Here is a 19173-nt window from a genome sequence, read left to right as displayed (position 1 = left end):
TGCCCCCTCGCGGCCGTCACAGGGCGACGCCCGCAAGCTCCTTTTCCAGCCTTGCGATAGCGTCTTTCACATCCTGCTGGTGCGGGTTCAAGGCGAAAGAGGCGCGATAGGCGGCAAGCGCCCGGGGCTGGTCGCCGATCTCGTCGAGAATCGCGCCCAGCCCGGCCAGCGCCTCCCAGTGCCGCGGCTCGAGGGTGAGCGTGCGGGCGATATCCTCGACTGCCGGGCCGAAGAGCCCTGCCCCGGCATAGGCGGTGGCCCGCGCATTCCAGCCCTCGGCGAAATCGGGGGCGTGATCGGTCAGCGCGGTCAGGTGCTCGATCGCCGCGGTGGTGTCGCCCGAATCAAGCGCCTCCTCGCCGCGTTTCAGAAGCAGATCCATCGACGCCGAGCCAGAGCGCGACCAGGCGCGCCGAATATCCGACTCGGCGCGGCTCCAGCCGGCATAGCCCGGATCGGCCAGTTCGGCGAAAGACCGGTCGAGCCCCGCCGTCTCGGCATGGGCCGGAACCGCGAGGTTGACGATTACGGCAACTGCCGCAACGATACATTTGTTTGTGGCCCGGAGCGCGCGCATATACCAAACTGTAACCCAAGCGCCGGAGAAAGCGAGAGCCCGGCGTTCACTTTCGGAGGAACTCAATGAGCGACATCATCGACAAGGCGGTCTCGGCGCTGGCCGAGAAACTGCCGAATGGCTTCTCGTCGACGGCGAAATTCGTCATCAAGGACGAGGGCAGCATCATCATCGACGCCGACGGCGTGCGCGCGGGCGATGACGAGGCCGATGTGACGCTGATCGCCGATGCCACCACCTTCCGCGGCATCCTCGAGGGCGACGTGAACCCGACGATGGCCTTCATGACCGGCAAGCTGAAGATCGACGGTTCGATGGGCCTCGCGATGCAGCTCGGCGCGGCACTCAGCTGATGCAGGCGGCCCCGTTCCACGCGGCGATGGCGCGCGGCCCCGAGGGCGGCCGCGCGGTCTGGCTGCGCACAGAGGACGGGGTGCGCATCCGCCTCGGCCTGTGGCCGGGGCCGGCGGCGGCGCAGGGCACGGTGTTCCTGCTGCCCGGCCGCACCGAATATGTCGAGAAATACGGCCCCGCGGCTGCCGATCTTGCCGCGCGCGGCTATGCGATGCTCGCCGTCGACTGGCGCGGCCAGGGGCTCGCCGACCGGCCGCTCGACGACCCGCTGAAGGGGCATGTCGCGCATTTCCCCGATTTTCAGCGCGATCTGGCCGCCGTCATCGCCACCGCAACCGAGATTGACCTGCCCCGCCCCTGGTTCGTCCTCGGCCATTCGATGGGCGGCGCGATCGGGTTGCGGGCGCTGATGGGGGTGCATCCCTTCGCCGCCGCGGCCTTCTCGGCGCCGATGTGGGGCATCGGCCTGCCGCCGCTCATTCATCCCTTCGGACCGCAGATCTCGCGGCTCTTCGACGCGAGCGCCCTTGCCGAACGCTATGCCCCGGGCACCGGCCCCGGCACCTATGTGCTGAGCGCGCCCTTCCTCGACAACAAGCTGACCACCGATCCCGGCATGTGGGCCTTCATGGTCGGCCATCTCGGCGAGGCGCCCGAGCTCGCCCTTGGCGGGCCGACGCTGCACTGGGTGACGCAGGGGATCCTCGAATGCGAGGCGCTTGCCGCGCTCGCCTCGCCCGACCTGCCCTGCCTGACCGCGATCGGCGGCGCCGAGCGGATCATCGACATCCCGGCCGCAAAGGCCCGGATGGCGCGCTGGCCGAAGGGGCGGCTCGAGGTCTTCGAGGGCGCCCAGCACGAGCTGATGATGGAGGGCGCCACCACCCGCGCGCGTTTCTTCGACGCGGTGGCCGAGACCTTCGCGCGCGCCTGAGCCCCGGCCCCGGAGCTCAGATCTCGATGCGGGTGAAGCCCTCGCGCAGCGCCTCGGACCAGGCCTCGGACATGCGGGCGAAATCCGGGTCCTTCTTCTCGATCCGGCGGCGCGTGGTGACGCGGCAGGCATCCTTCGCGATCACCGCGAAATCGAGCGGCATGCCCACCGACAGGTTCGAGCGTAACGTCGAGTCCATCGACAGCAGCACCGCCTTGCGCGCATCGTCAAGCGAGGTCGCGGGCGTCACCACCCGGTCGAGGATCGGCTTGCCATATTTGTGCTCGCCGATCTGCAGATAGGGCGTGTCCTCGGTCGCCTCGATGAAGTTCCCTTCCGGATAGATCAGGAACATCCGCATCGCGCCGCCCTTGCGCTGGCCCGCGACGATCATCGAAGCCGCGGTCGAGACCTTCGATGCCTCCATCTTGGAGTCGATGTCCTGACGCACGGACGACAGCGTGTTGCCGACGATCTCGGCCACCTTCAGCATCGTCGGCGCCAGCATGATCGAGCTTTCCGAGGTCGCCTCGTGGTCGTCGATCGCCTCATGCAGGCGCGCCATCGTCGTCTGTGTCACCGACAGCGAACCCGCGGTGAGAATGCCGATCACCCGCTCGCCCGGCTCCTCGAAGACGAACATCTTGCGATAGGTGGCGATGTTGTCGAGCCCCGCGTTGGTGCGGGTGTCGGACAGCAGCACCATCCCCTCGTTGAGCAGAAGGCCAACGCAATAGGTCATGTTCTTCCCCGGAAAAGCCCGGGGCCCCTTCTATTGCTGGATCGCGTCGAGAGCAACGGTCACATCGAGCTTCTCCTCGCCCGCGCCCATCGCAATGCCCTTGATCGGCGCCGCCTCGCGCGCGTCGAGCCCCGAGCCAAGCCGGATGTAGCGCTCGTCCGGGCAGCAGCCGTTCGCCGCGTCGAAGCCGATCCAGCCGATACCGTCGACCCAGATCTCGGCCCAGGCATGGCTCGCCTCATGCGGTTCGCCGTCGTCGCGGGCGTAGAGATAGCCCGAGACATAGCGCGCCGGCAGGTCGAGCGCACGCGCGCAGGCGATCAGCGCATGGGCATGATCCTGGCAGACCCCCTCGCCCAGCTCCAGCGCCTCGGCCGCGGTGGTATGCGCATGGGTCACCCCCGGCGCATAGGCGATCGCGCCGGCCACCGCCGCACTCAGCCGGTGCGCCCGGTCGAGCGCATCATCGGCGCCGGCCGCGGCCTCCTGCGCCAGCGTCTCGATCGCGTCGTCGATCCAGGTCGCCACCGTCTCGCGCAGATAGGCGAAGGGGGGCACGATCTCGCGGTGGCCGCGCAGCACACCCGCCATGTCGATGGTCTCGACCTGCCCCGCGACGGCGATCGACACCTCGGCCACCGGGCCGCGCATCGACCAGCCCTCGACCTTGTCGCCCGCCCCGTCGCGGAACGAGCCGCCGCGGGTGCCGCCCTCGACCGTCACGTCCCAGCGGATCGAGCGCTGCCCGTCGAAGCGCGAGGGGAACAGCCGCAGCGACTGCACCGCCGCGCGCATCGGCGCATCATAGCGGTAGGTGGTCACATGATTGATCGTCAGGATCATCTCGCCTCTCCGCTCAGATACGCATTGAAGACCATGTTCGTCAGCTCGCCGATGTCGCGGATGAAGCGGGTCAGGAATTCGTGCAGACCTTCCTCGAAGATCTCCTCGACGGTGGTCTCGGCCAGTTCGCCCACCAGCGCGCGGGCGCGCATCTGCGCCGGGCCGGACTTGTGATAGGCATGGGCCAGATCGTCGAGATGCTCCATCGCCGAGGTCGTCGCGGTGATCAGCGAGCGCGGCGTCTGCCGGTTCAGGATCAGGAAATGCGCGATCTTCTTCGCCGTGATGTCGCCGCCATAGGCCCAGTGGAAGGCGCGCTGTGCCGACATCGCGCGCAGCAGCGTCTGCCACTGATAGTTGTCGAGCCCGGAGCCGACGAAATCCACGCTCGGCAGCAGGACGTAATATTTCACGTCGATCAGCCGCGCGGTGTTGTCGGCGCGCTCGAGCGCGAAGCCGAGGTTCAGGAAGTTGTAGCCGTCGTTGCGCAGCAGCGTCGCCTCGATCGCGCCGCGGATCATCGCCGCCTGCCGCATCACCCATTCGGTGAGTTCGGTCAGCTCGAGCTCGGAGCGCGGCTTGCGTTCGAGCTGGCGCATCTCCTGGAACGCCATGTTGAGCGCGTCCCAGACCTGCGCGGTCAGCGCGGTGCGCACGATGCGGGCGTTTTCCCGCGCCCGTTCGATGCAGGAGATCACCGAGGACGGGTTGTCGCGGTCGAAGAACAGATAGCTCTCGATGTTGCGCTGCACCGGGTCGCCGTATTTCTCGGCAAAGCCCTCGGCCGTGCCCGAGGCCTGCAAGAGGCTTTCCCACTCGCTTCGATAGCCATGCCCCGCCGAGGGCATCAGCGCGATCCTTGCGCCCACCTCGAGCAGGCGCGCCATGGTTTCCGCCCGCTCGATGTAGCGCGCGATCCAGAACAGGTTTTCCGCAGTCCGGCTCAGCATCTTGTCGTCACTCCGCCAGCACCCAGGTGTCCTTGACCCCGCCGCCCTGCGACGAGTTGACGACCAGCGAGCCCTCCTTCAGCGCCACGCGGGTCAGCCCGCCCGGCACCAGTTCGATCTTCTCGCCGACGAGGCAATAGGGCCGCAGATCGACGTGACGCGGCGCGATCCCCTCCTCGACGAAGGTCGGCGTCGTCGACAGCGCCAGCGTCGGTTGCGCGATGTAATTGTCCGGATTTTCCGTGATCTTGACGCGGAAGGTCTCGATCTGGTCCTTCGTCGACTTCGGCCCGACGAGCATGCCGTAGCCGCCCGAGCCATGCACTTCCTTCACCACCAGATCGCCAAGGTTCTCGAGGACATATTTGCAATCGTCCTCGCGCGCGCATTTCCAGGTCGGCACGTTGTTCAAGAGCGGCTCCTCGCCGAGGTAGAAGCGCACCATGTCCGGCACATAGGTATAGATCGCCTTGTCGTCGGCCACCCCGGCCCCCGGCGCCGAACAGATCGTCACCCCGCCCGAGCGGTAGACATCCATCAACCCAGGCACGCCCAGCATGCTGTCCGGGCGGAAGCACAGCGGATCGAGGAAGGCATCGTCGATCCGGCGATAGATCACGTCGAGCTTCTTCGGCCCCTCGGTCGTGCGCATCCAGCAAAAGCCGCCTTCGACGAAGAGATCGGCGCCCTCGACGAGTTCCACCCCCATCAGGTCGGCCAGGAAGCTGTGCTCGTAATAGGCCGAGTTGAAATGCCCGGGCGTCAGGATCGCGAGCGTCGGCTCGCGGTCGCATTTCGCCGGCGCGACCGAAGCCAGCGTCCGGCGCAGCGCATCGGCATAGCCATCGACCGGCTCGATCCGGTTCTCGCGGAAGATGTTCGGGAACATCCGCATCATGATCTCGCGGTTTTCCAGCATGTAGCTGACGCCCGAGGGGGTGCGGCAATTGTCTTCCAGCACGAAGAACTCGTCCGCCCCGGTGCGCACGATGTCGATGCCGACGATATGGCTGTAGATGCCGCGCGGCGGGGTGAAGCCCGCGACGGCACGCTCGTAGGCCTCGTTCTGATAGACCAGCCGCGCCGGGATCTTGCCCGCCTTGACGATTTCGCCGCGCCCGTAGACGTCGAGCAGGAAGGCGTTGAGCGCGCGGGCGCGCTGCTTGATGCCCTTCTCGAGCCGGCGCCATTCGAACTGGGTGAAGACGCGCGGGAACATGTCGAAGGGGATCAGCCGATCCGGGTCTCCGCCTTCGCCATAGACCGCGAAGGTGATGCCGATGCGGCGGAAGAGTGCCTCCGCCTCGGCCTGTTTCAGGTGCCGCAATTCGGCGGGCATCGCCTTGGTCCAGTCCTCGAGCCGTGCATAGGGCTCGCGGACTTTTCCGGCGTCATACATTTCGTTGAAGAAGTCAGTCATGGCGCGTTGATTCCTCCGGCCTTGCTCAAACCTTAAGGAGCGGTTTCGGCGAGCGGAAGCGGCGCCCCGGTGTCAAAGCGCCCGCACCCCGGAATTAAGCGCGAACACGGGGCATTTGCCTAAAATTTATACAGCATTCAGCTTTCTTTTAGGGCGAAATGATAACTTTAGCCGCCAAATCGGGCAATTCATCGCGATTTTTCGGCAGCGCGGCGACAGGCCGGGCCGCCGGGATCGACCACGGCGGCGCACCGGCACCGGCGCCCCGCCGCCGTCCGGTCCGCACCGCGGCTTGAACCTGCCCCCTGCCTGCGCCTATCTCTGGGACAACCACAGATGAGGGTGCCATGAAAAAGAACCTGCCGCTTCTCGATGCCAACGCCAGTGCCGGGGGCGCTTCGGGCGGCTTCGGTGACCTGCCGGACTGGGACCTGAGCGATCTCTACACCGCCCCCGACGCGCCGGAACTTGCCCGTGACATGGCATCGCTCGAAACCATGTGCGCGAGCTTCGCCACCGATTACGAAGGCAAGCTCGCCACGCTCGACGCCGCCGCGATGGCCGAGTGCATCCGCCGCTACGAGGCGATCGAGACCACGGCGGGCCGGATCATGTCCTATGCCGGGCTGCGCTACTATCAGAACACCGTCGACGGCGCGCGCGCGAAGTTCCTGTCGGACGCGCAGGACCGGATCACCGGCTACACCACGCCGCTCGTCTTCTTCTCGCTCGAGTTCAACCGGATCGACGATGCGACCTATGAGGCGGTCTTCGCCGATGCGGCGGTGGCCCGCTACAAGCCCGTCTTCGACCGGATGCGGGCGATGAAGCCCTATCAGCTGTCGGACGAGCTGGAAAAATTCCTGCACGACCAGTCGGTCGTCGGGGCTGCCGCCTGGAACCGGCTCTTCGACGAGACCACCGCCGCGCTGACCTTCGAGGTCGAGGGCGAGACGCTCAACCTCGAGGCGACGACGACGCTGATGACCGACCACGACCGGCCGAAGCGCGAGGCGGCGGCGCATGCGCTGGCCAAGGTCTTCACCGACAACATCAAGATCTTCTCGCGCGTGCACAACACGCTCGCCAAGGAGAAGGAGATCGAGGACCGCTGGCGCAAGATGCCGACGCCGCAGACCGGCCGGCACCTGTCGAACGACGTCGAGCCCGAGGTGGTCGAGGCGCTGCGCAACGCCGTGGTCGCCGCCTATCCGCGGCTCAGCCACCGCTATTACGCGCTGAAGGCGAAATGGCTGGGCCTCGAGACGCTGGAAATCTGGGACCGCAATGCGCCGCTGCCGACCGAGGCGCCGCGCAAGATCCTGTGGGACGAGGCGAAGGACACGGTGCTGAGCGCCTATGCCAGCTTCTCGCCGAAGATGGCCGAGATCGCGCAACCCTTCTTCGAGAAGGGCTGGATCGACGCGGGCGTCAAGCCCGGCAAGGCGCCCGGCGCCTTCGCCCATCCGACCGTGACCACCGTCCACCCCTATGTGATGCTGAACTATCTCGGCAAGCCGCGCGACGTGATGACGCTGGCGCATGAGCTGGGCCATGGCGTGCATCAGGTGCTGGCCGCGGGTCAGGGCGAGATGCTGGCCGACACGCCGCTGACGCTGGCCGAGACCGCCTCGGTCTTCGGCGAGATGCTGACCTTCCGCAAGCTGCTCGATGGCGCCAAGACCCAGGCCGAGCGCAAGACGCTGCTCGCCGGCAAGGTCGAGGACATGATCAACACCGTGGTGCGGCAGATCGCGTTCTATGACTTCGAATGCAAGCTGCACGCCGCCCGCGCCCAGGGCGAGCTGACGCCCGAGGACATCAACGCGCTGTGGATGTCGGTGCAGGCCGAGAGCCTCGGGCCGGCGTTCACCTTCATGCCGGGCTACGAGACCTTCTGGTCCTATATCCCGCATTTCGTGCACTCGCCCTTCTACGTCTATGCCTATGCCTTCGGCGACGGGCTGGTGAACGCGCTCTACGCTGCCTATGCCGACGGGCTGCCCGACTTCCAGGAGAAGTATTTCGAGATGCTGAAGGCCGGCGGCTCGAAGCATCACAAGGAGCTGCTCGCCCCCTTCGGTCTCGATGCTTCGGACCCCGCCTTCTGGGACAAGGGGCTGAACATGATCGCAGGCTTCATCGACGAGCTCGAGGCGATGGAGGCCTGAGCCTGACGCAAGGGTGCCTCTGGGCGCCCTTGCCCTGCCCTGCTAGCCTCTGTGCCGGAGGATTTCAGGGAGGAATTTCCAATGGCACACAAATGGATTTGGGGTCTTGCGGGGGGGCTGGCACTGGCTGCCGGCGGCTTCTTCACACTCGCCCCCGGCATTGCCGAGAACGGGCAGAACGCCGTCACCCCGCATGCGCCCTGGCCGGTCTCGCCCGAGGCCGCGGCGCTGCATGACCGGCTGTTCATCGGCGACTGGCATTCGGATGCGCTGTTGTGGGACCGCGACCTGCTGACCCGCTCGTCCCGCGGCCATGTCGACCTGCCGCGGCTGCGTGCGGGCCATGTCGCGCTGCAGGTCTTCACCACGGTGACGAAAAGCCCCGCGGGGCAGAATTACGACCAGAACTCGGCCAGCACACGCGACAATATCACCGCGCTGGTGATCGCCGAGGCGCGCCCGCCGCGCACCTGGTTCAGCCTGATGAACCGCGGCCTCGATCAGGCGGCGCGGCTGAATGCGATGGCGGCAAAGGCCCCCGACCAGCTGCAGCTGATCCGCACCCGCGCCGATCTCGACGCGCTCGTTGCCGCGCGCGAGGCCGGCGCCGAGACCGTGGGCGGGATCCTCGGCGCCGAGGGCGGGCATGTGCTGGAAGGCCAGATCGAGAACCTCGGCCGGCTTTACGACGCGGGGTTCCGGCTGATGGGGCTCACCCATTTCTTCGACAACGAACTTGGCGGCAGCCTGCATGGCGAGGGCAACGCCGGCCTTACCCCCTTCGGCCGCGAGGTGGTGGCCGAAATGGTCGCGCGCCACATGGTGATCGACCTCGCCCATGCCTCACCGCAGATGGCGCGCGACGTACTGGCGATGCCCGGCACCCGGCCGATCGTCAGCCACACCGGCATCCACGGTGTCTGCCCGACGAAGCGCAACTTCCCCGACGAGCTGATGCAGGCGATCGTGGCGAAGGGCGGCGTGATCGGCATCGGTTTCTGGGACGAGGCGGTCTGCGACCCGACGCCCGCGGGCATCGCGAAGAGCATCACGGCCGCGGTGGCGCTTCTGGGCGAGGATCACGTCTCGCTCGGCTCCGATTTCGACGGCGCAGTGACCACCGATCTCGACAGCTCGGAACTTGCCGCGATCACGCAGGCGCTGCTCGACACCGGGATGAGCGAGACGGTGATTGCCAAGGTGATGGGCGGCAACATGCTGCGCTATCTGCGCGAGACCCTGCCCGGCTGAGCCTCAGCCCCACAGCGCCGCTGCCTCGAATCGGGTCAGGCGCGGCACTGCGGGCCGGCCGAAACCGGCCGGGCCCGCGAGCTGCAGGAACAGCGACAGCATCCGCGGCTCGACCCGCGCCCCGAGCCCTTCGCCGGGGAAGCAGCTTTCGACCTCGATGCCGGCGACGCGCAGGCTGCCCTGCCGCTCGAGCACGAGGTGATGCACGCTGACCGGCGTCGCCCGCGGCGGCCGCGCGTCGCACAGGCGCAGCCGGGCCGCGGGCCCCAAGCACCACGTCGGGCATCTGTCGCAATCACCGCACCACGCGCGAGCGCCGAGAAGGCCTCCTCGAAGAACAGGATCGCCGGGGCAAGCCGGGTCGAGCGTCCGACACGGCCATCGGCCGTCAGCCAACCGGTGTCATACCGGCGGGGCAACGGCACCGGGCACGCAGACATCTGGGCGGGAGGCGCGGGTTTGAACGGCCCGGTAGCGGATCTGGGGCATGGAAACGCTCTTGCTATGCGCCAGATCTGCTGGACGCCCACCCTTTCGAAAAAAGACCCCGAAAGGATGCGCACGCGCCGCCGAACGGTCAGATCTTCCTGAAAACTGCCGCGTCCTGCCGGATCAATCGACGCGGCGCGGGATGAATTGTTTCGGAGCCTCTGCCCCGCCCGGATCGCGCCATGAACTGTGACGACCCGACGGGCAAGATGGCCGGCAGGATGGTGGATCTCGGCGGGCCGGGAGTGGCAGCCCCCGGCCCGGGGCCAGCCCGCTCAGCGGGCGGCCAGCACCGGACACTGCGGCGCGCGCGAGGCGGCTTCGGCAGCGGCACGGCGCGCAATCATCGCCGCGCGGCACGCGCCCCGGGCCCAGGGCATCTGCGCTTCGGACTGCGCCGCCTCGGCGAGGATCGACTTCATCCAGCGGGGGGTCTTGGTCTTGCTCATCTGTGCTCTCCTGCCTTGGGGCGTGTCGCTGCGGGGGCTTCCCGGATGCATCCTGTATCGCGGCCCATTGCGGCACTGTTAAGGCTTTGGAACCAATCCGTCACCGCCCCAGATGCCGGAAATATGGCCCGCGGATTGTTGCGCAACACGAACAAATCAACGCATTTCCGCGGGAACCGGCCGCAGGGCGCCACAATTGCGGCAAGAGCGTGGCGTGGGGCGGCGCAATCGCGCCGCAATCAAAGCCGAATCGCCGAGATCAGCCGGCCGTAATCGGCCTCGCCGGCATGGGTCGCGCGACGGTAGGAATAGAATCGGTCGGGGTCGGAATAGGTGCAATGCCCGGTCCATTCCGCCGCGCCCACCCCCGCCGTGCGCAGCCGGTGCAGGCCGAAGGACGGCAGGTCGAACATCGGCTTGCCATTCGGGCCGCCGGCGAAGAAGCGGTCATACTCCGGGTCTTCGGCAAGGAAATTGTCCATGAAGTCGAAACCGACCTCATAGGCGCGCTGCGAGATGCAGGGGCCGATCACCGCCACGGTATCGGCGCGCTGCGCCCCCAGCCCCTCCATCGCATCGAGCGTCGCCTCGAGCACACCGCCCAGCGCACCGCGCCAGCCGGCATGGGCGACGCCCACCACTCCCGCGGTGCGGTCGGCAAACAGCACCGGCTCGCAATCTGCGGTCAGCACCGTCAGCAGCAGACCGGGCGTCGCGGTGACGATCGCATCGGCGGTGACCGGCGCGTCGAGCGGCGCCTCGACCACCGCGACATCGGCGGAATGCACCTGGTTCACGCCCACCATCTCGGCCGGACTCACCCCCATCGCGCTCGCCACGCGGGCGCGGTTGAGGTTCACGGCTTCGGTCAGGTCGCTTGACCCGTGGCCGCAGTTCAGCCCGTGGAACACCCCCGAGGAGGCCCCGCCGCGGCGAGTGAAGAAGCCATGCTTGACGCCCGAAAGCGCGCGCGAGGTCAGGATATCAAGAGTTGTCGGCATCATCATCTGCGGTGGCTGCATCGAAGCCCGGAGGCCGCGGGGCGGCCTTGGGGTAAAGGGCAAGCGTCTGGAACAGGTGACCCATTTCGGCCGGGTGGGTCAAGCGCCGATGCGCGGCGACATGCGCATCAAGCGCCTCCCCGGACAGCGCCTGCGCCAGCCGCTCGGCCCGGGCGGTGATGCCGAGCCGTTCCAGCAGCACCCCCTGCGGCGTCATCGCGCTGACCGCGACCCCCGCAGCGCGGGCCGCCTGCGCGATCGGCTCGAAATCGACATGGGCGGTCAGGTCGGCCTCGCCCGGCGCCTCGAACGGGTCGCAAGGCGCATGGGCGCGCAGTGCCTGGAAGGTGTCGCCAAGGCTGCGCCAGTTGCCATAGTCGATGACCAGCGCCGCGCCGCCATGGCGCGCGATCCGGCCGGCGATCTCGGCAACGATGCCGGGCACGGCGGGGCAGATCTCGACGATGTCGCCATCCTGTGTGTCGGCGAGGCGATCGTCGAGCAGCGTCAACGCCACCGGCGGCGCCAGCCCCGGCACCAGCCGCCCGTCCGCAAGCCCCACCTGCCGCTCGGCCCAGGCCTCGCCCCGGCGTTCGAAGGCGCGGATCGGCAGGGCGTCGAAGAACTCGTTCGCCACCAGGAACAGCGGCGCCTCGGGCAGATCGGCCACGGCTTCGTGCCACTGCACCGCATGCCCCGCAAGGCGCGCGCGCTGCACCTCGCGCAGGCTGGGCGAGGCCTCGACCAGATGCACCTCGGCCGCCGTCGCCATTCCCGGCACGGCCCGCATCGCGCGCAACATGTCGGCCATCAGCGTGCCGCGCCCGGGGCCGAGCTCGGCCAGCACGAAGCGCGCGGGCGCGCCCTGATCGAGCCAGGCCTGAGCCAGGCACAGACCCAGCATCTCGCCGAACATCTGCGAGATTTCCGGCGCAGTGATGAAATCACCCGCCCGGCCGAACGGATCGCGGGTGGCGTAATAGCCATGCGCCGGGTGCAGCAGGCACTCGGCCATGTAGGCATCGAGCCGGATCGGCCCCTCGAGCGCGATGCGCCGCGCGAGGATCTCGGCAAGCGGGGTCACGCCTGCCCCCGGCGCGCGCGCAGCGCAAACCACAGCCCGACGGCGATCATCGGCAAGGACAGGATCTGCCCCATCGTCAGGCCCCAGTCACCGAACTGCAGCGCAAGCCCGAGCGGGTTGCCCGGCCCGACAAACTGCGCGTCGGGCTGACGGAACAGCTCGACCACCGCGCGGCTGAGGCCATAGCCGGTCAGGAACACGCCCAGCAGCAGCCCCGGCCGTTTCAGCGCCCCCGTGGCCATCAGCGCCCAAAGGACGGCGCCCAGCAGCAGACCTTCGAGCCCAGCCTCGTAAAGCTGCGAGGGGTGGCGCGCGCAGGCTCCGTCGATCTGCCCGGCGATGCCGTTGCAGAGCTGCGCCGCCTCGACCGGGAAGATCACGCCCCAGGGCGCATCGGTGGGCCGGCCCCAAAGCTCGGGCTTGATGAAATTCGCGACCCGGCCAAGGAACAGCCCGATCGGCGCGACGAGGGCGAAGGCATCGGCCACGCGCAGCGCCGGCAGCGCGTGGCGGCGGCAGAACCACAGCCCCGCCACCACCGTGCCGAGGAATCCGCCATGGAAGGACATGCCGCCTTGCCAGACCTTCACCACCTCGAGCGGATGGCTCAGGTAATAGCCCGGCTCGTAGAACAGCACGAATCCGAGCCGGCCGCCGATCACCACGCCAAGGATCACCGCCGTCAGCAGATCCTCGACCAGCTTCGGCCGCATCGGCGCGGTGCCGCCCCAGAGCGCGGGGCGGTTCATCAGCGCCACGATGATGCGCCAGCCGGCCATCAGCCCGGCGATATAGGCCAGCGCATACCAGCGGATCGGCAGGTTCACGACCGGAATGACGAAGGCGTTCGGGTCGATCTCGGGGAAGGGAATGGCCATGGTGCTCCTCGATGTCGCGCGCAGGAAGCCCGCGGGCCGGGGCGAAGTCAACCTTGTCTCTTGCCGCGGCTGCGCTCATATAGGGCAAAACCCCGTGACCATGAGGGAAGCGATGCAAGCGCCGAACAAGTTCTTCGACGAGATGTCCAAGCTGATGACCAACGCCATGGGCGTCGCGCAGGGCGCCCGCACCGAGGCGGAAACCGCGATGAAAAGCTGGATGGACCGCTGGCTTGCCGACCGCGACTTCGTCACCCGCGAGGAATTCGACGCGGTGAAGGCGATGGCGCAGAAGGCGCGCGAGGAGAACGAGGCCCTGAAAGCCCGTCTCGACGCGCTCGAAGCCGCGGCCCCGAAGACCGGGGCCTGAGCCCCCGCGGGCTTTTCTCCCGCGGCTTTTTCCTGGATCAAATCCTCCCGCCGGAGACGCCGGCCCCTAGGGGCGCCTCCGCCGGGCGTATTTTTTTGCAAGGAAAGGCCTAAACGCGCGCCGCCAGAGCGCGGGCGAGGACCTCTTCGACGCGCGCGCTCATCGGGCGAGCGCGGGCCAGCACCTCGGGCACCGGCACCCATTCCGCCTCGAGCGCGTCATCGGCGGCCTGCGCCGTGCCCTCGGCCCCTTCGCAGGCGACGGCCACCAGGTGATAGTGGAACTGCACCGCGCCATCTATGCCGCGGCTGATCGCGTCGGTCTGGGCGATGACGGTGCCGGCGCGCGCCACAAGCCCCGTCTCCTCGGCCAGTTCGCGCAGAGCCGCCGCCTCGACCGTCTCGCCCCAATCGACCTTGCCGCCCGGATAGCCCCAGAGCCCGGCGTCAGGCGGGTTCGCGCGGCGCACGAGCAGCACATCCTCGCCGCGCAGCACCACCGCCAGCACGGCGAGCCGCGGCACCGGCGCGCTCATGGCGCGGGCGCCCCGGGGGTGGGCGCGAGCCGGGTCTCGCCCAGCAGCGTGCCGTCGCGCAGATAGACCAGCACCCGGTCGTCGGCGCCCAGCACCACGATGCGGTTACCGGCGAAAGCGAGCGAGATCGGGCGCAGCCCCTCGGGCAGCACCACCGCCGCGGGCAGCTCGGGCAGCGGCACCGGGCCCGACAGGCGGGTGACAAGCAGCCCCACGATCGTTACAAGCCCGAGGATCATCGTCACGGCCAGCGCCGTCACCAGGATTTTCAGAAACCGGACCTCGGGCAGCGGGGCCGGATCGGAAGGCAGCATGTCGGACATCGGGCAGACCATCCTTCGCGTCGAGATCGGGGACACCCCCGCCGGCCGCCTTGATAAGGCCTTGGCGGCGGCAGTGCCAGAGGAAGCGGCACTGTCGCGCTCGCGCCTGGCGCGACTGATCGCCGAGGGCGCGGTGACGAAGGACGGCGCGCCCGTCACCGACCAGAAGGCGAAGGTCGAACCGGGCGAGGTCTACGAGATCGCGCTCGAGCCGCCGAAGCCGGTCGAGACCGTGGCGCAGCAGATCCCCCTCACCGTGGTCTGGGAGGACGAGGACCTGATCGTCATCGACAAGCCGGCGGGGATGGTGGTGCATCCGGCGCCGGGCTCGGAAGACGGCACGCTGGTCAATGCGCTGCTCCATCATTTCGGCGGCAATCTCTCGGGCATCGGCGGCGAGGCGCGGCCGGGGATCGTGCACCGGATCGACAAGGACACCTCGGGCCTTCTGGTGGTGGCGAAGTCGGACCGCGCCCATCACGGGCTTGCCGCGCAGTTCGAGAAGCACACGGTGCACCGCCATTACTCGGCCGTGGTCTATGGCGTGCCCGATGCCGGAGACCCGCGGCTGCGCGGCACCCGCGGCGTCAGTTTCGAGGCCGGCAACGTGATGAAGGTCACCTCGCAGCTCGCCCGCCACAAGACCGACCGGCAGCGCCAGGCGGTGCTGTTCGAGGGCGGCCGCCACGCCGTCACCCGCGCCCGCGTGGTCGAGGCCTTCGGCGGCGTCGCGGCGCTCGTCGATTGCTGGCTCGAGACCGGACGCACGCATCAAATCCGCGTGCACATGGCACATGCCGGCCACGGGCTGATCGGCGATCCGGTCTATGGCGGCAAGCGCAAGCTGCCGCCGAAGGCCGTGGGCGAGGCCGGCGCGGCAGCGGCGGCCGCCTTCCCGCGTCAGGCGCTTCATGCCGCAACGCTCGGTTTCCTCCACCCGGTGACCGGCGAGGAGCTGAGCTTTTCCTCGCCCCTGCCCGCCGACATCGAGGCGCTGCTCGATGCGCTGCGCGCCGGCGAAAACTGAACCGAAAAGTTCATATTTTCACCATTCGGCCCTTGCCCGGCAGCGGAAACGGTTCCATCATCCGTAAGACTTCCCGAGCCCGCGCTGCCGGGCCCCATGCAGGGGCTTGAAGGTGGCGGGGACCCTCCCCATCTGTCGGGGTTGATCAGGGAGAAAGGGACCAATGACGAGTTACGCGAACCTTCCCGCACCCAGCCCCGAACAGGGGATGAACCGATATCTGCAGGAAATCCGGAAGTTTCCGCTGCTGGAGCCGGAAGAGGAATACATGCTGGCGAAGGCCTGGGTCGACCATCAGGACCCGGAGTCCGCGCACAAGCTTGTCACCTCGCATCTGCGACTCGCGGCGAAGATCGCCATGGGCTATCGCGGCTATGGCCTGCCGCAGGCCGAGGTGATCTCGGAGGCGAACGTCGGGCTGATGCAAGCGGTGAAGCGTTTCGATCCGGAACGCGGCTTCCGCCTGGCCACCTATGCGATGTGGTGGATCCGCGCCGCGATCCAGGAATACATCCTGCGCTCGTGGTCGCTGGTGAAGCTCGGCACCACTTCGGCGCAGAAGAAGCTGTTCTTCAACCTGCGCAAGGCCAAGGCCCGGATCGGCGCCTATGAGGAGGGCGATCTGCGTCCCGACGCGGTGAAGCGCATCGCCCATGACCTGAACGTCACCGAGACCGAGGTGGTCGAGATGAACCGCCGCCTGTCGGGCTCGGACGCCTCGCTGAACGCGCAGGTCGGCTCGGCCGAGGGCGACGGCGCGGCGCAGTGGCAGGACTGGCTCGAGGACGAGGACGCCGATCAGGCCGAGGCCTTCGCCGAGGCCGACGAGCTCGAGGCGCGCCGCGCGATGCTGGTCGCGGCGATGGACGTGCTGAACGAGCGCGAGCGCGACATCCTGATGGAGCGGCGGTTGCGCGACGAGCCGGTCACGCTCGAGGAGCTGTCGACGAAATACGACGTCTCGCGCGAGCGGATCCGGCAGATCGAGGTGCGTGCCTTCGAGAAGCTGCAAAGCCGGATGCGGGTTCTGGCAAAGGATAAGGGGATGACGATTCCCGCCTGACGCGGGGCGTCTTGCGCCCCTCCCCTGCCCGCCCCGCCGACGCCCCCTCAGGCCGCCGTCTCGAAGGCGGCCTGGAGGCGCGGCGAGGTGAGCAGGATATCGGCTGTCTTCCGCAGATGCGCTTCGATGAGGTCTCCGGCCCGGGCCGCATCGCGGTCGAGCGCCGCGCGCATCAGTGCGGCATGTTCGGTATTCACATCGCGGTCGATTCCCGGAGAGCCGCCGCGGGTGAGGCCCGACAGCTGGCGATATCGTTCCGACTGGATGAACAGCTGCTGTCGGAAGCGCAGCCACCAGCGGTTGCCGCAGGCGCAGGTCAGCGCGTCGTGAAAGGCCTCGTGCAGCGCATGCCATTGCAACACGGTGTCGCGGTCGCCCTTCTGCGCGAGCATGGTGGTCGCAGCCGCAAGCCGGTGCTCGGCCGCGATGAGCTCGCTTTCCCAGTTGACGTCGCCACAGGCGATCGAGGCCGCCAGACAGTCCCGTTCGACCCGGACACGGGCGTCCGTCAGCTCGGTCAGCTCGTCGCGCGAAATCGGCGAGACGATGAAGCCGCGCTGCGGCAGCGCCGTCACCAGCCCTTCGGCGCTCAGCCGCGACAGCGCCTCCCGCACGATGCCGGTGGAGGCGGCAAAGCGCAGCGCGAGATCGTCGATCTTCAGCTTACTGCCGGGCAGATATTCCCCAAGCACGATGCTCGTGCGAAGGTCATCCGAGATTTGTGCAGCGAGGCTGGATTTGAGCGATTTGTCTTGCATGGAGTTTTCATAGCATCATTTGGCGGATCGTAAAAAATAAATTTTATGTTGAAAAATTAACATGAGGCCTCTAAACCCGATCCTGTTTCAAGCAGGAGGTGGACGATGCGGTTTCTGGCATTCGAGGCTGATGGCCGGAAAGGGCTTGCCGTCGCGATGGAGGGCGGCGCCTATCATGGATTGACCGAGGCGGACACGGCCTGGCCGGGCGATCTCGAGACGCTGATCGCCGGGGGCTTCCCGGCATCGGCGATCGCGGCGCTGCGCTCGGGCCGCGCGGTGGATCCGGCCATGGTGACGGTGGCGCTGCCGGTGCGCCGGCCCGGGAAGATCCTCTGCGTCGGGCTCAACTATGCCGCCCATGCACAGGAATCGGGGCACGAGATCCCGAAGGTTCCGACGGTGTTCGGCCGGTTCGCCACCGGGCTGATCGCCTCGGGCGCAGGGCTGGTGCGGCCGCGGGTCTCGGATCTGCTCGATTACGAGGCCGAGCTAGCGGTGGTGATCGGCAAGGCCGGACGCGACATCGCGAAAGAGCATGCGCTCGAGCATGTGGCGGGCTACACGATCTTCAACGACGGCTCGGTGCGCGACTGGCAGCTCGCCACGCCGCAATGGACGGTGGGCAAGAATTTCGACGGCACCGGCGCACTCGGCCCGGTGCTGGTCACGCCCGACGAGTTGCCGCCGGGGGCCTCGGGGCTGCATCTGCAGCTGCGGCTGAACGGGCAGGTGCTGCAGGACACGAAGACCGACGATCTGATCTTCGGCGTCGCCGATCTGATCGCCTTCCTGTCCACCGCGATGACGCTGGAGCCGGGCGACATCATCGCCACCGGCACGCCCTCGGGCGTTGGCGGGGCGCGCAAGCCGCAGGTCTGGATGAAACCGGGGGATGTTTGCGAGGTCGAGATCGAGGGCATCGGCATCCTGTCGAACCCGGTCGTGCAACAGGAGTGAGGCCCGGAGGAGGGCCGCAACAAGGGAGAGAGAGAAATGGCGGAATTCAATCCGAAGACGGTGGGGCTGGGCTATGTCGCGCTTGGCAGCACCGATCCGGCGCGGGCGGTGGCGCATTACCGCGACGTGCTCGGCCTGACCGAGACCGGCAGCGAGGGGGGGGCGACCTATCTGTCGCTGTGCGGGGCGCATCACGACATCGTGGTGACCAAGGCCAGCGAGAAGAGCTTTGTGCATCAGGGCTATCAGCTGCGCGCCGATATCGAACTTGCGGCCTTCGCAAAAGAGCTCGGCGCGGCGGGCTTTGCGGCGCAGATCAAATCCGACAGCCAGCCCGGTGTGGCAAAGCTCGTCGAGATCGACGGCCCCGGCGGCGTGACCTTCCAGTTCTACAAGGAGATGGAGCGCAGCGTTGCCCCGGCCACGCCCGCCGGCATCGCGCCGCTTCGGCTTGGCCATGTGGCGATCATCAGTCCCGAGGCGGCGAAACTCTTCGCCTTCTACCGCGACGTGCTCGGCTTCCACTACACCGATGACATCGCCGAGCTCGCCTTCTTCCTGACCTGCAACCGCGACCACCATGTGGTGAACCTCGTCGGGCTGCCCGACAGCCGGGTGCATCACATCGCCTTCGAGCTGCGCGACGGCAGCGATCAGGTGCGCGCCGCCGACATCCTGGCGCGGAACGGCGCGCCGACGCTCTGGGGGCCGTCGCGGCACGGCGCGGGGCACAACCTCGCCGGCTATCACCACGCCCCCGACAAGGTGATGATCGAACTTTACACGCAGATGGACGTTTACCTGCCCGCGCTTGGCCAGCATGAGCCGCGCCCCTGGCACGAGGACTATCCGATGGTGCCGAAGTCCTGGCCGCTGGAGAAGATGTCGGTCTGGGCCACCGAGTTCAACTTCAACATCGCGATGGGCTGACCCGCCCGCCGCGCCGGGTGCAAAAAGAGAGAGCCGGGGAAACCCGGCTCTCTTTCGTTTTGCG

At 67.9% G+C, this 19173-nt stretch carries 22 protein-coding genes; 9 read left to right on the top strand and 13 right to left on the bottom strand.

The features are described from left to right. Positions 1-16: 16 nt before the first annotated feature. Positions 17-577 (bottom strand): tetratricopeptide repeat protein, encoded by a 561-nt coding sequence (locus EOW65_RS02875; RefSeq protein WP_128147507.1) that lies wholly within the window; start codon positions 575-577, stop codon positions 17-19. A gap of 65 nt (positions 578-642) precedes the next feature. On the opposite strand from EOW65_RS02875, the gene EOW65_RS02870 reads away from it, so the two are divergent. Then, entirely contained in the window at positions 643-930 is a 288-nt protein-coding gene (locus EOW65_RS02870; RefSeq protein WP_113901790.1) for an SCP2 sterol-binding domain-containing protein, read from the top strand. Beyond that, entirely contained in the window at positions 930-1865 is a 936-nt protein-coding gene (locus EOW65_RS02865) for an alpha/beta hydrolase (protein ID WP_128147506.1), read from the top strand. The genes EOW65_RS02870 and EOW65_RS02865 overlap by 1 nt, the downstream gene beginning before the upstream one ends. Positions 1866-1881: 16 nt before the next feature. Here the strand turns inward: EOW65_RS02865 and EOW65_RS02860 are convergent, their stop codons facing one another. The 4 genes from EOW65_RS02860 to EOW65_RS02845 are packed head-to-tail and all read right to left on the bottom strand — an operon-like array spanning position 1882 to position 5820. After that, positions 1882-2607 (bottom strand): proteasome-type protease, encoded by a 726-nt coding sequence (locus EOW65_RS02860; RefSeq protein ID WP_128147505.1) that lies wholly within the window; start codon positions 2605-2607, stop codon positions 1882-1884. Between the two features lie 30 nt (positions 2608-2637). Then, positions 2638-3450: a transglutaminase family protein gene (locus EOW65_RS02855; RefSeq protein ID WP_128147504.1), complete on the bottom strand. Its 813-nt coding sequence runs from the start codon at positions 3448-3450 to the stop codon at positions 2638-2640. Beyond that, positions 3447-4400, bottom strand: a complete 954-nt coding sequence (locus EOW65_RS02850) for an alpha-E domain-containing protein (RefSeq protein WP_128147503.1) — start codon at positions 4398-4400, stop codon at positions 3447-3449. The genes EOW65_RS02855 and EOW65_RS02850 overlap by 4 nt, the downstream gene beginning before the upstream one ends. A gap of 7 nt (positions 4401-4407) precedes the next feature. Next, a complete protein-coding gene (locus EOW65_RS02845; protein WP_128147502.1) occupies positions 4408-5820 on the bottom strand; it encodes a circularly permuted type 2 ATP-grasp protein in 1413 nt (470 codons plus the stop codon). A gap of 347 nt (positions 5821-6167) precedes the next feature. On the opposite strand from EOW65_RS02845, the gene EOW65_RS02840 reads away from it, so the two are divergent. Further along, a complete protein-coding gene (locus EOW65_RS02840; RefSeq protein WP_128147501.1) occupies positions 6168-7991 on the top strand; it encodes a M3 family oligoendopeptidase in 1824 nt (607 codons plus the stop codon). 81 nt (positions 7992-8072) lie between these two features. Beyond that, positions 8073-9242, top strand: a complete 1170-nt coding sequence (locus EOW65_RS02835) for a dipeptidase (protein WP_128147500.1) — start codon at positions 8073-8075, stop codon at positions 9240-9242. Positions 9243-9245: 3 nt separating this feature from the next. On the opposite strand, the gene EOW65_RS02830 is transcribed toward EOW65_RS02835, so the two are convergent. The 5 genes from EOW65_RS02830 to lgt all read right to left on the bottom strand — a co-directional run bounded on the left by EOW65_RS02830 (position 9246) and on the right by lgt (position 13143). After that, positions 9246-9512 carry a hypothetical protein gene (locus EOW65_RS02830; RefSeq protein WP_128147499.1) on the bottom strand — a complete coding sequence of 89 codons (267 nt, stop codon included), beginning with the start codon at positions 9510-9512 and terminating at the stop codon, positions 9246-9248. A gap of 494 nt (positions 9513-10006) precedes the next feature. Continuing rightward, entirely contained in the window at positions 10007-10180 is a 174-nt protein-coding gene (locus tag EOW65_RS19875) for a hypothetical protein (RefSeq protein WP_164879968.1), read from the bottom strand. A 239-nt stretch (positions 10181-10419) separates the two neighbouring features. Continuing rightward, on the bottom strand, positions 10420-11181 hold the full coding sequence (pgeF, locus tag EOW65_RS02825; protein WP_128147498.1) for a peptidoglycan editing factor PgeF: 762 nt from the start codon (positions 11179-11181) through the stop codon (positions 10420-10422). Beyond that, complete coding sequence (locus tag EOW65_RS02820; RefSeq protein ID WP_128147497.1) at positions 11165-12265, bottom strand: class I SAM-dependent methyltransferase; 1101 nt, start codon at positions 12263-12265, stop codon at positions 11165-11167. Before EOW65_RS02820 ends, pgeF begins: the two co-directional genes overlap by 17 nt. Further along, positions 12262-13143 carry a prolipoprotein diacylglyceryl transferase gene (gene lgt, locus EOW65_RS02815; protein ID WP_128147496.1) on the bottom strand — a complete coding sequence of 294 codons (882 nt, stop codon included), beginning with the start codon at positions 13141-13143 and terminating at the stop codon, positions 12262-12264. The genes EOW65_RS02820 and lgt overlap by 4 nt, the downstream gene beginning before the upstream one ends. A gap of 112 nt (positions 13144-13255) precedes the next feature. Between lgt and EOW65_RS02810 the strand changes: the two genes are divergently transcribed. Continuing rightward, positions 13256-13513, top strand: a complete 258-nt coding sequence (locus tag EOW65_RS02810; RefSeq protein WP_113901779.1) for an accessory factor UbiK family protein — start codon at positions 13256-13258, stop codon at positions 13511-13513. A 109-nt stretch (positions 13514-13622) separates the two neighbouring features. On the opposite strand, the gene EOW65_RS02805 is transcribed toward EOW65_RS02810, so the two are convergent. Together EOW65_RS02805 and EOW65_RS02800 are read right to left on the bottom strand one after the other, a co-directional pair. Further along, on the bottom strand, positions 13623-14048 hold the full coding sequence (locus tag EOW65_RS02805; protein WP_128147495.1) for an NUDIX hydrolase: 426 nt from the start codon (positions 14046-14048) through the stop codon (positions 13623-13625). Then, on the bottom strand, positions 14045-14371 hold the full coding sequence (locus EOW65_RS02800; protein ID WP_128147494.1) for a DUF6476 family protein: 327 nt from the start codon (positions 14369-14371) through the stop codon (positions 14045-14047). Before EOW65_RS02800 ends, EOW65_RS02805 begins: the two co-directional genes overlap by 4 nt. On the opposite strand from EOW65_RS02800, the gene EOW65_RS02795 reads away from it, so the two are divergent. Then, entirely contained in the window at positions 14361-15398 is a 1038-nt protein-coding gene (locus EOW65_RS02795) for an RluA family pseudouridine synthase (protein ID WP_128147493.1), read from the top strand. The genes EOW65_RS02800 and EOW65_RS02795 overlap by 11 nt on opposite strands. A 163-nt stretch (positions 15399-15561) precedes the next feature. Continuing rightward, positions 15562-16461, top strand: coding sequence for an RNA polymerase sigma factor RpoH (gene rpoH / locus EOW65_RS02790; protein ID WP_128147492.1), 900 nt, complete (start codon positions 15562-15564; stop codon positions 16459-16461). Between the two features lie 47 nt (positions 16462-16508). Here rpoH and EOW65_RS02785 read toward each other — a convergent pair whose 3' ends face one another. Further along, the gene (locus EOW65_RS02785) at positions 16509-17219 is read right to left on the bottom strand and encodes a GntR family transcriptional regulator (protein ID WP_128147491.1); all 711 of its coding nucleotides are present in this window, start codon (positions 17217-17219) and stop codon (positions 16509-16511) included. A gap of 105 nt (positions 17220-17324) precedes the next feature. Here EOW65_RS02785 and EOW65_RS02780 point away from each other — a divergent pair, with 105 nt between their 5' ends. Further along, positions 17325-18179 (top strand): fumarylacetoacetate hydrolase family protein, encoded by an 855-nt coding sequence (locus tag EOW65_RS02780; protein WP_128147490.1) that lies wholly within the window; start codon positions 17325-17327, stop codon positions 18177-18179. A gap of 36 nt (positions 18180-18215) precedes the next feature. Continuing rightward, a complete protein-coding gene (locus tag EOW65_RS02775) occupies positions 18216-19109 on the top strand; it encodes a VOC family protein (protein ID WP_128147489.1) in 894 nt (297 codons plus the stop codon). Positions 19110-19173: the final 64 nt, after the last annotated feature.

The organism is Paenirhodobacter ferrireducens (assembly GCF_004022265.1).
In the GTDB taxonomy this organism is placed as follows: Bacteria; Pseudomonadota; Alphaproteobacteria; order Rhodobacterales; family Rhodobacteraceae; genus Rhodobacter; species Rhodobacter ferrireducens.
The sequence above is the reverse complement of the archived record's forward strand: the minus strand, read 5'-3'. Positions and strand labels throughout refer to the sequence as shown.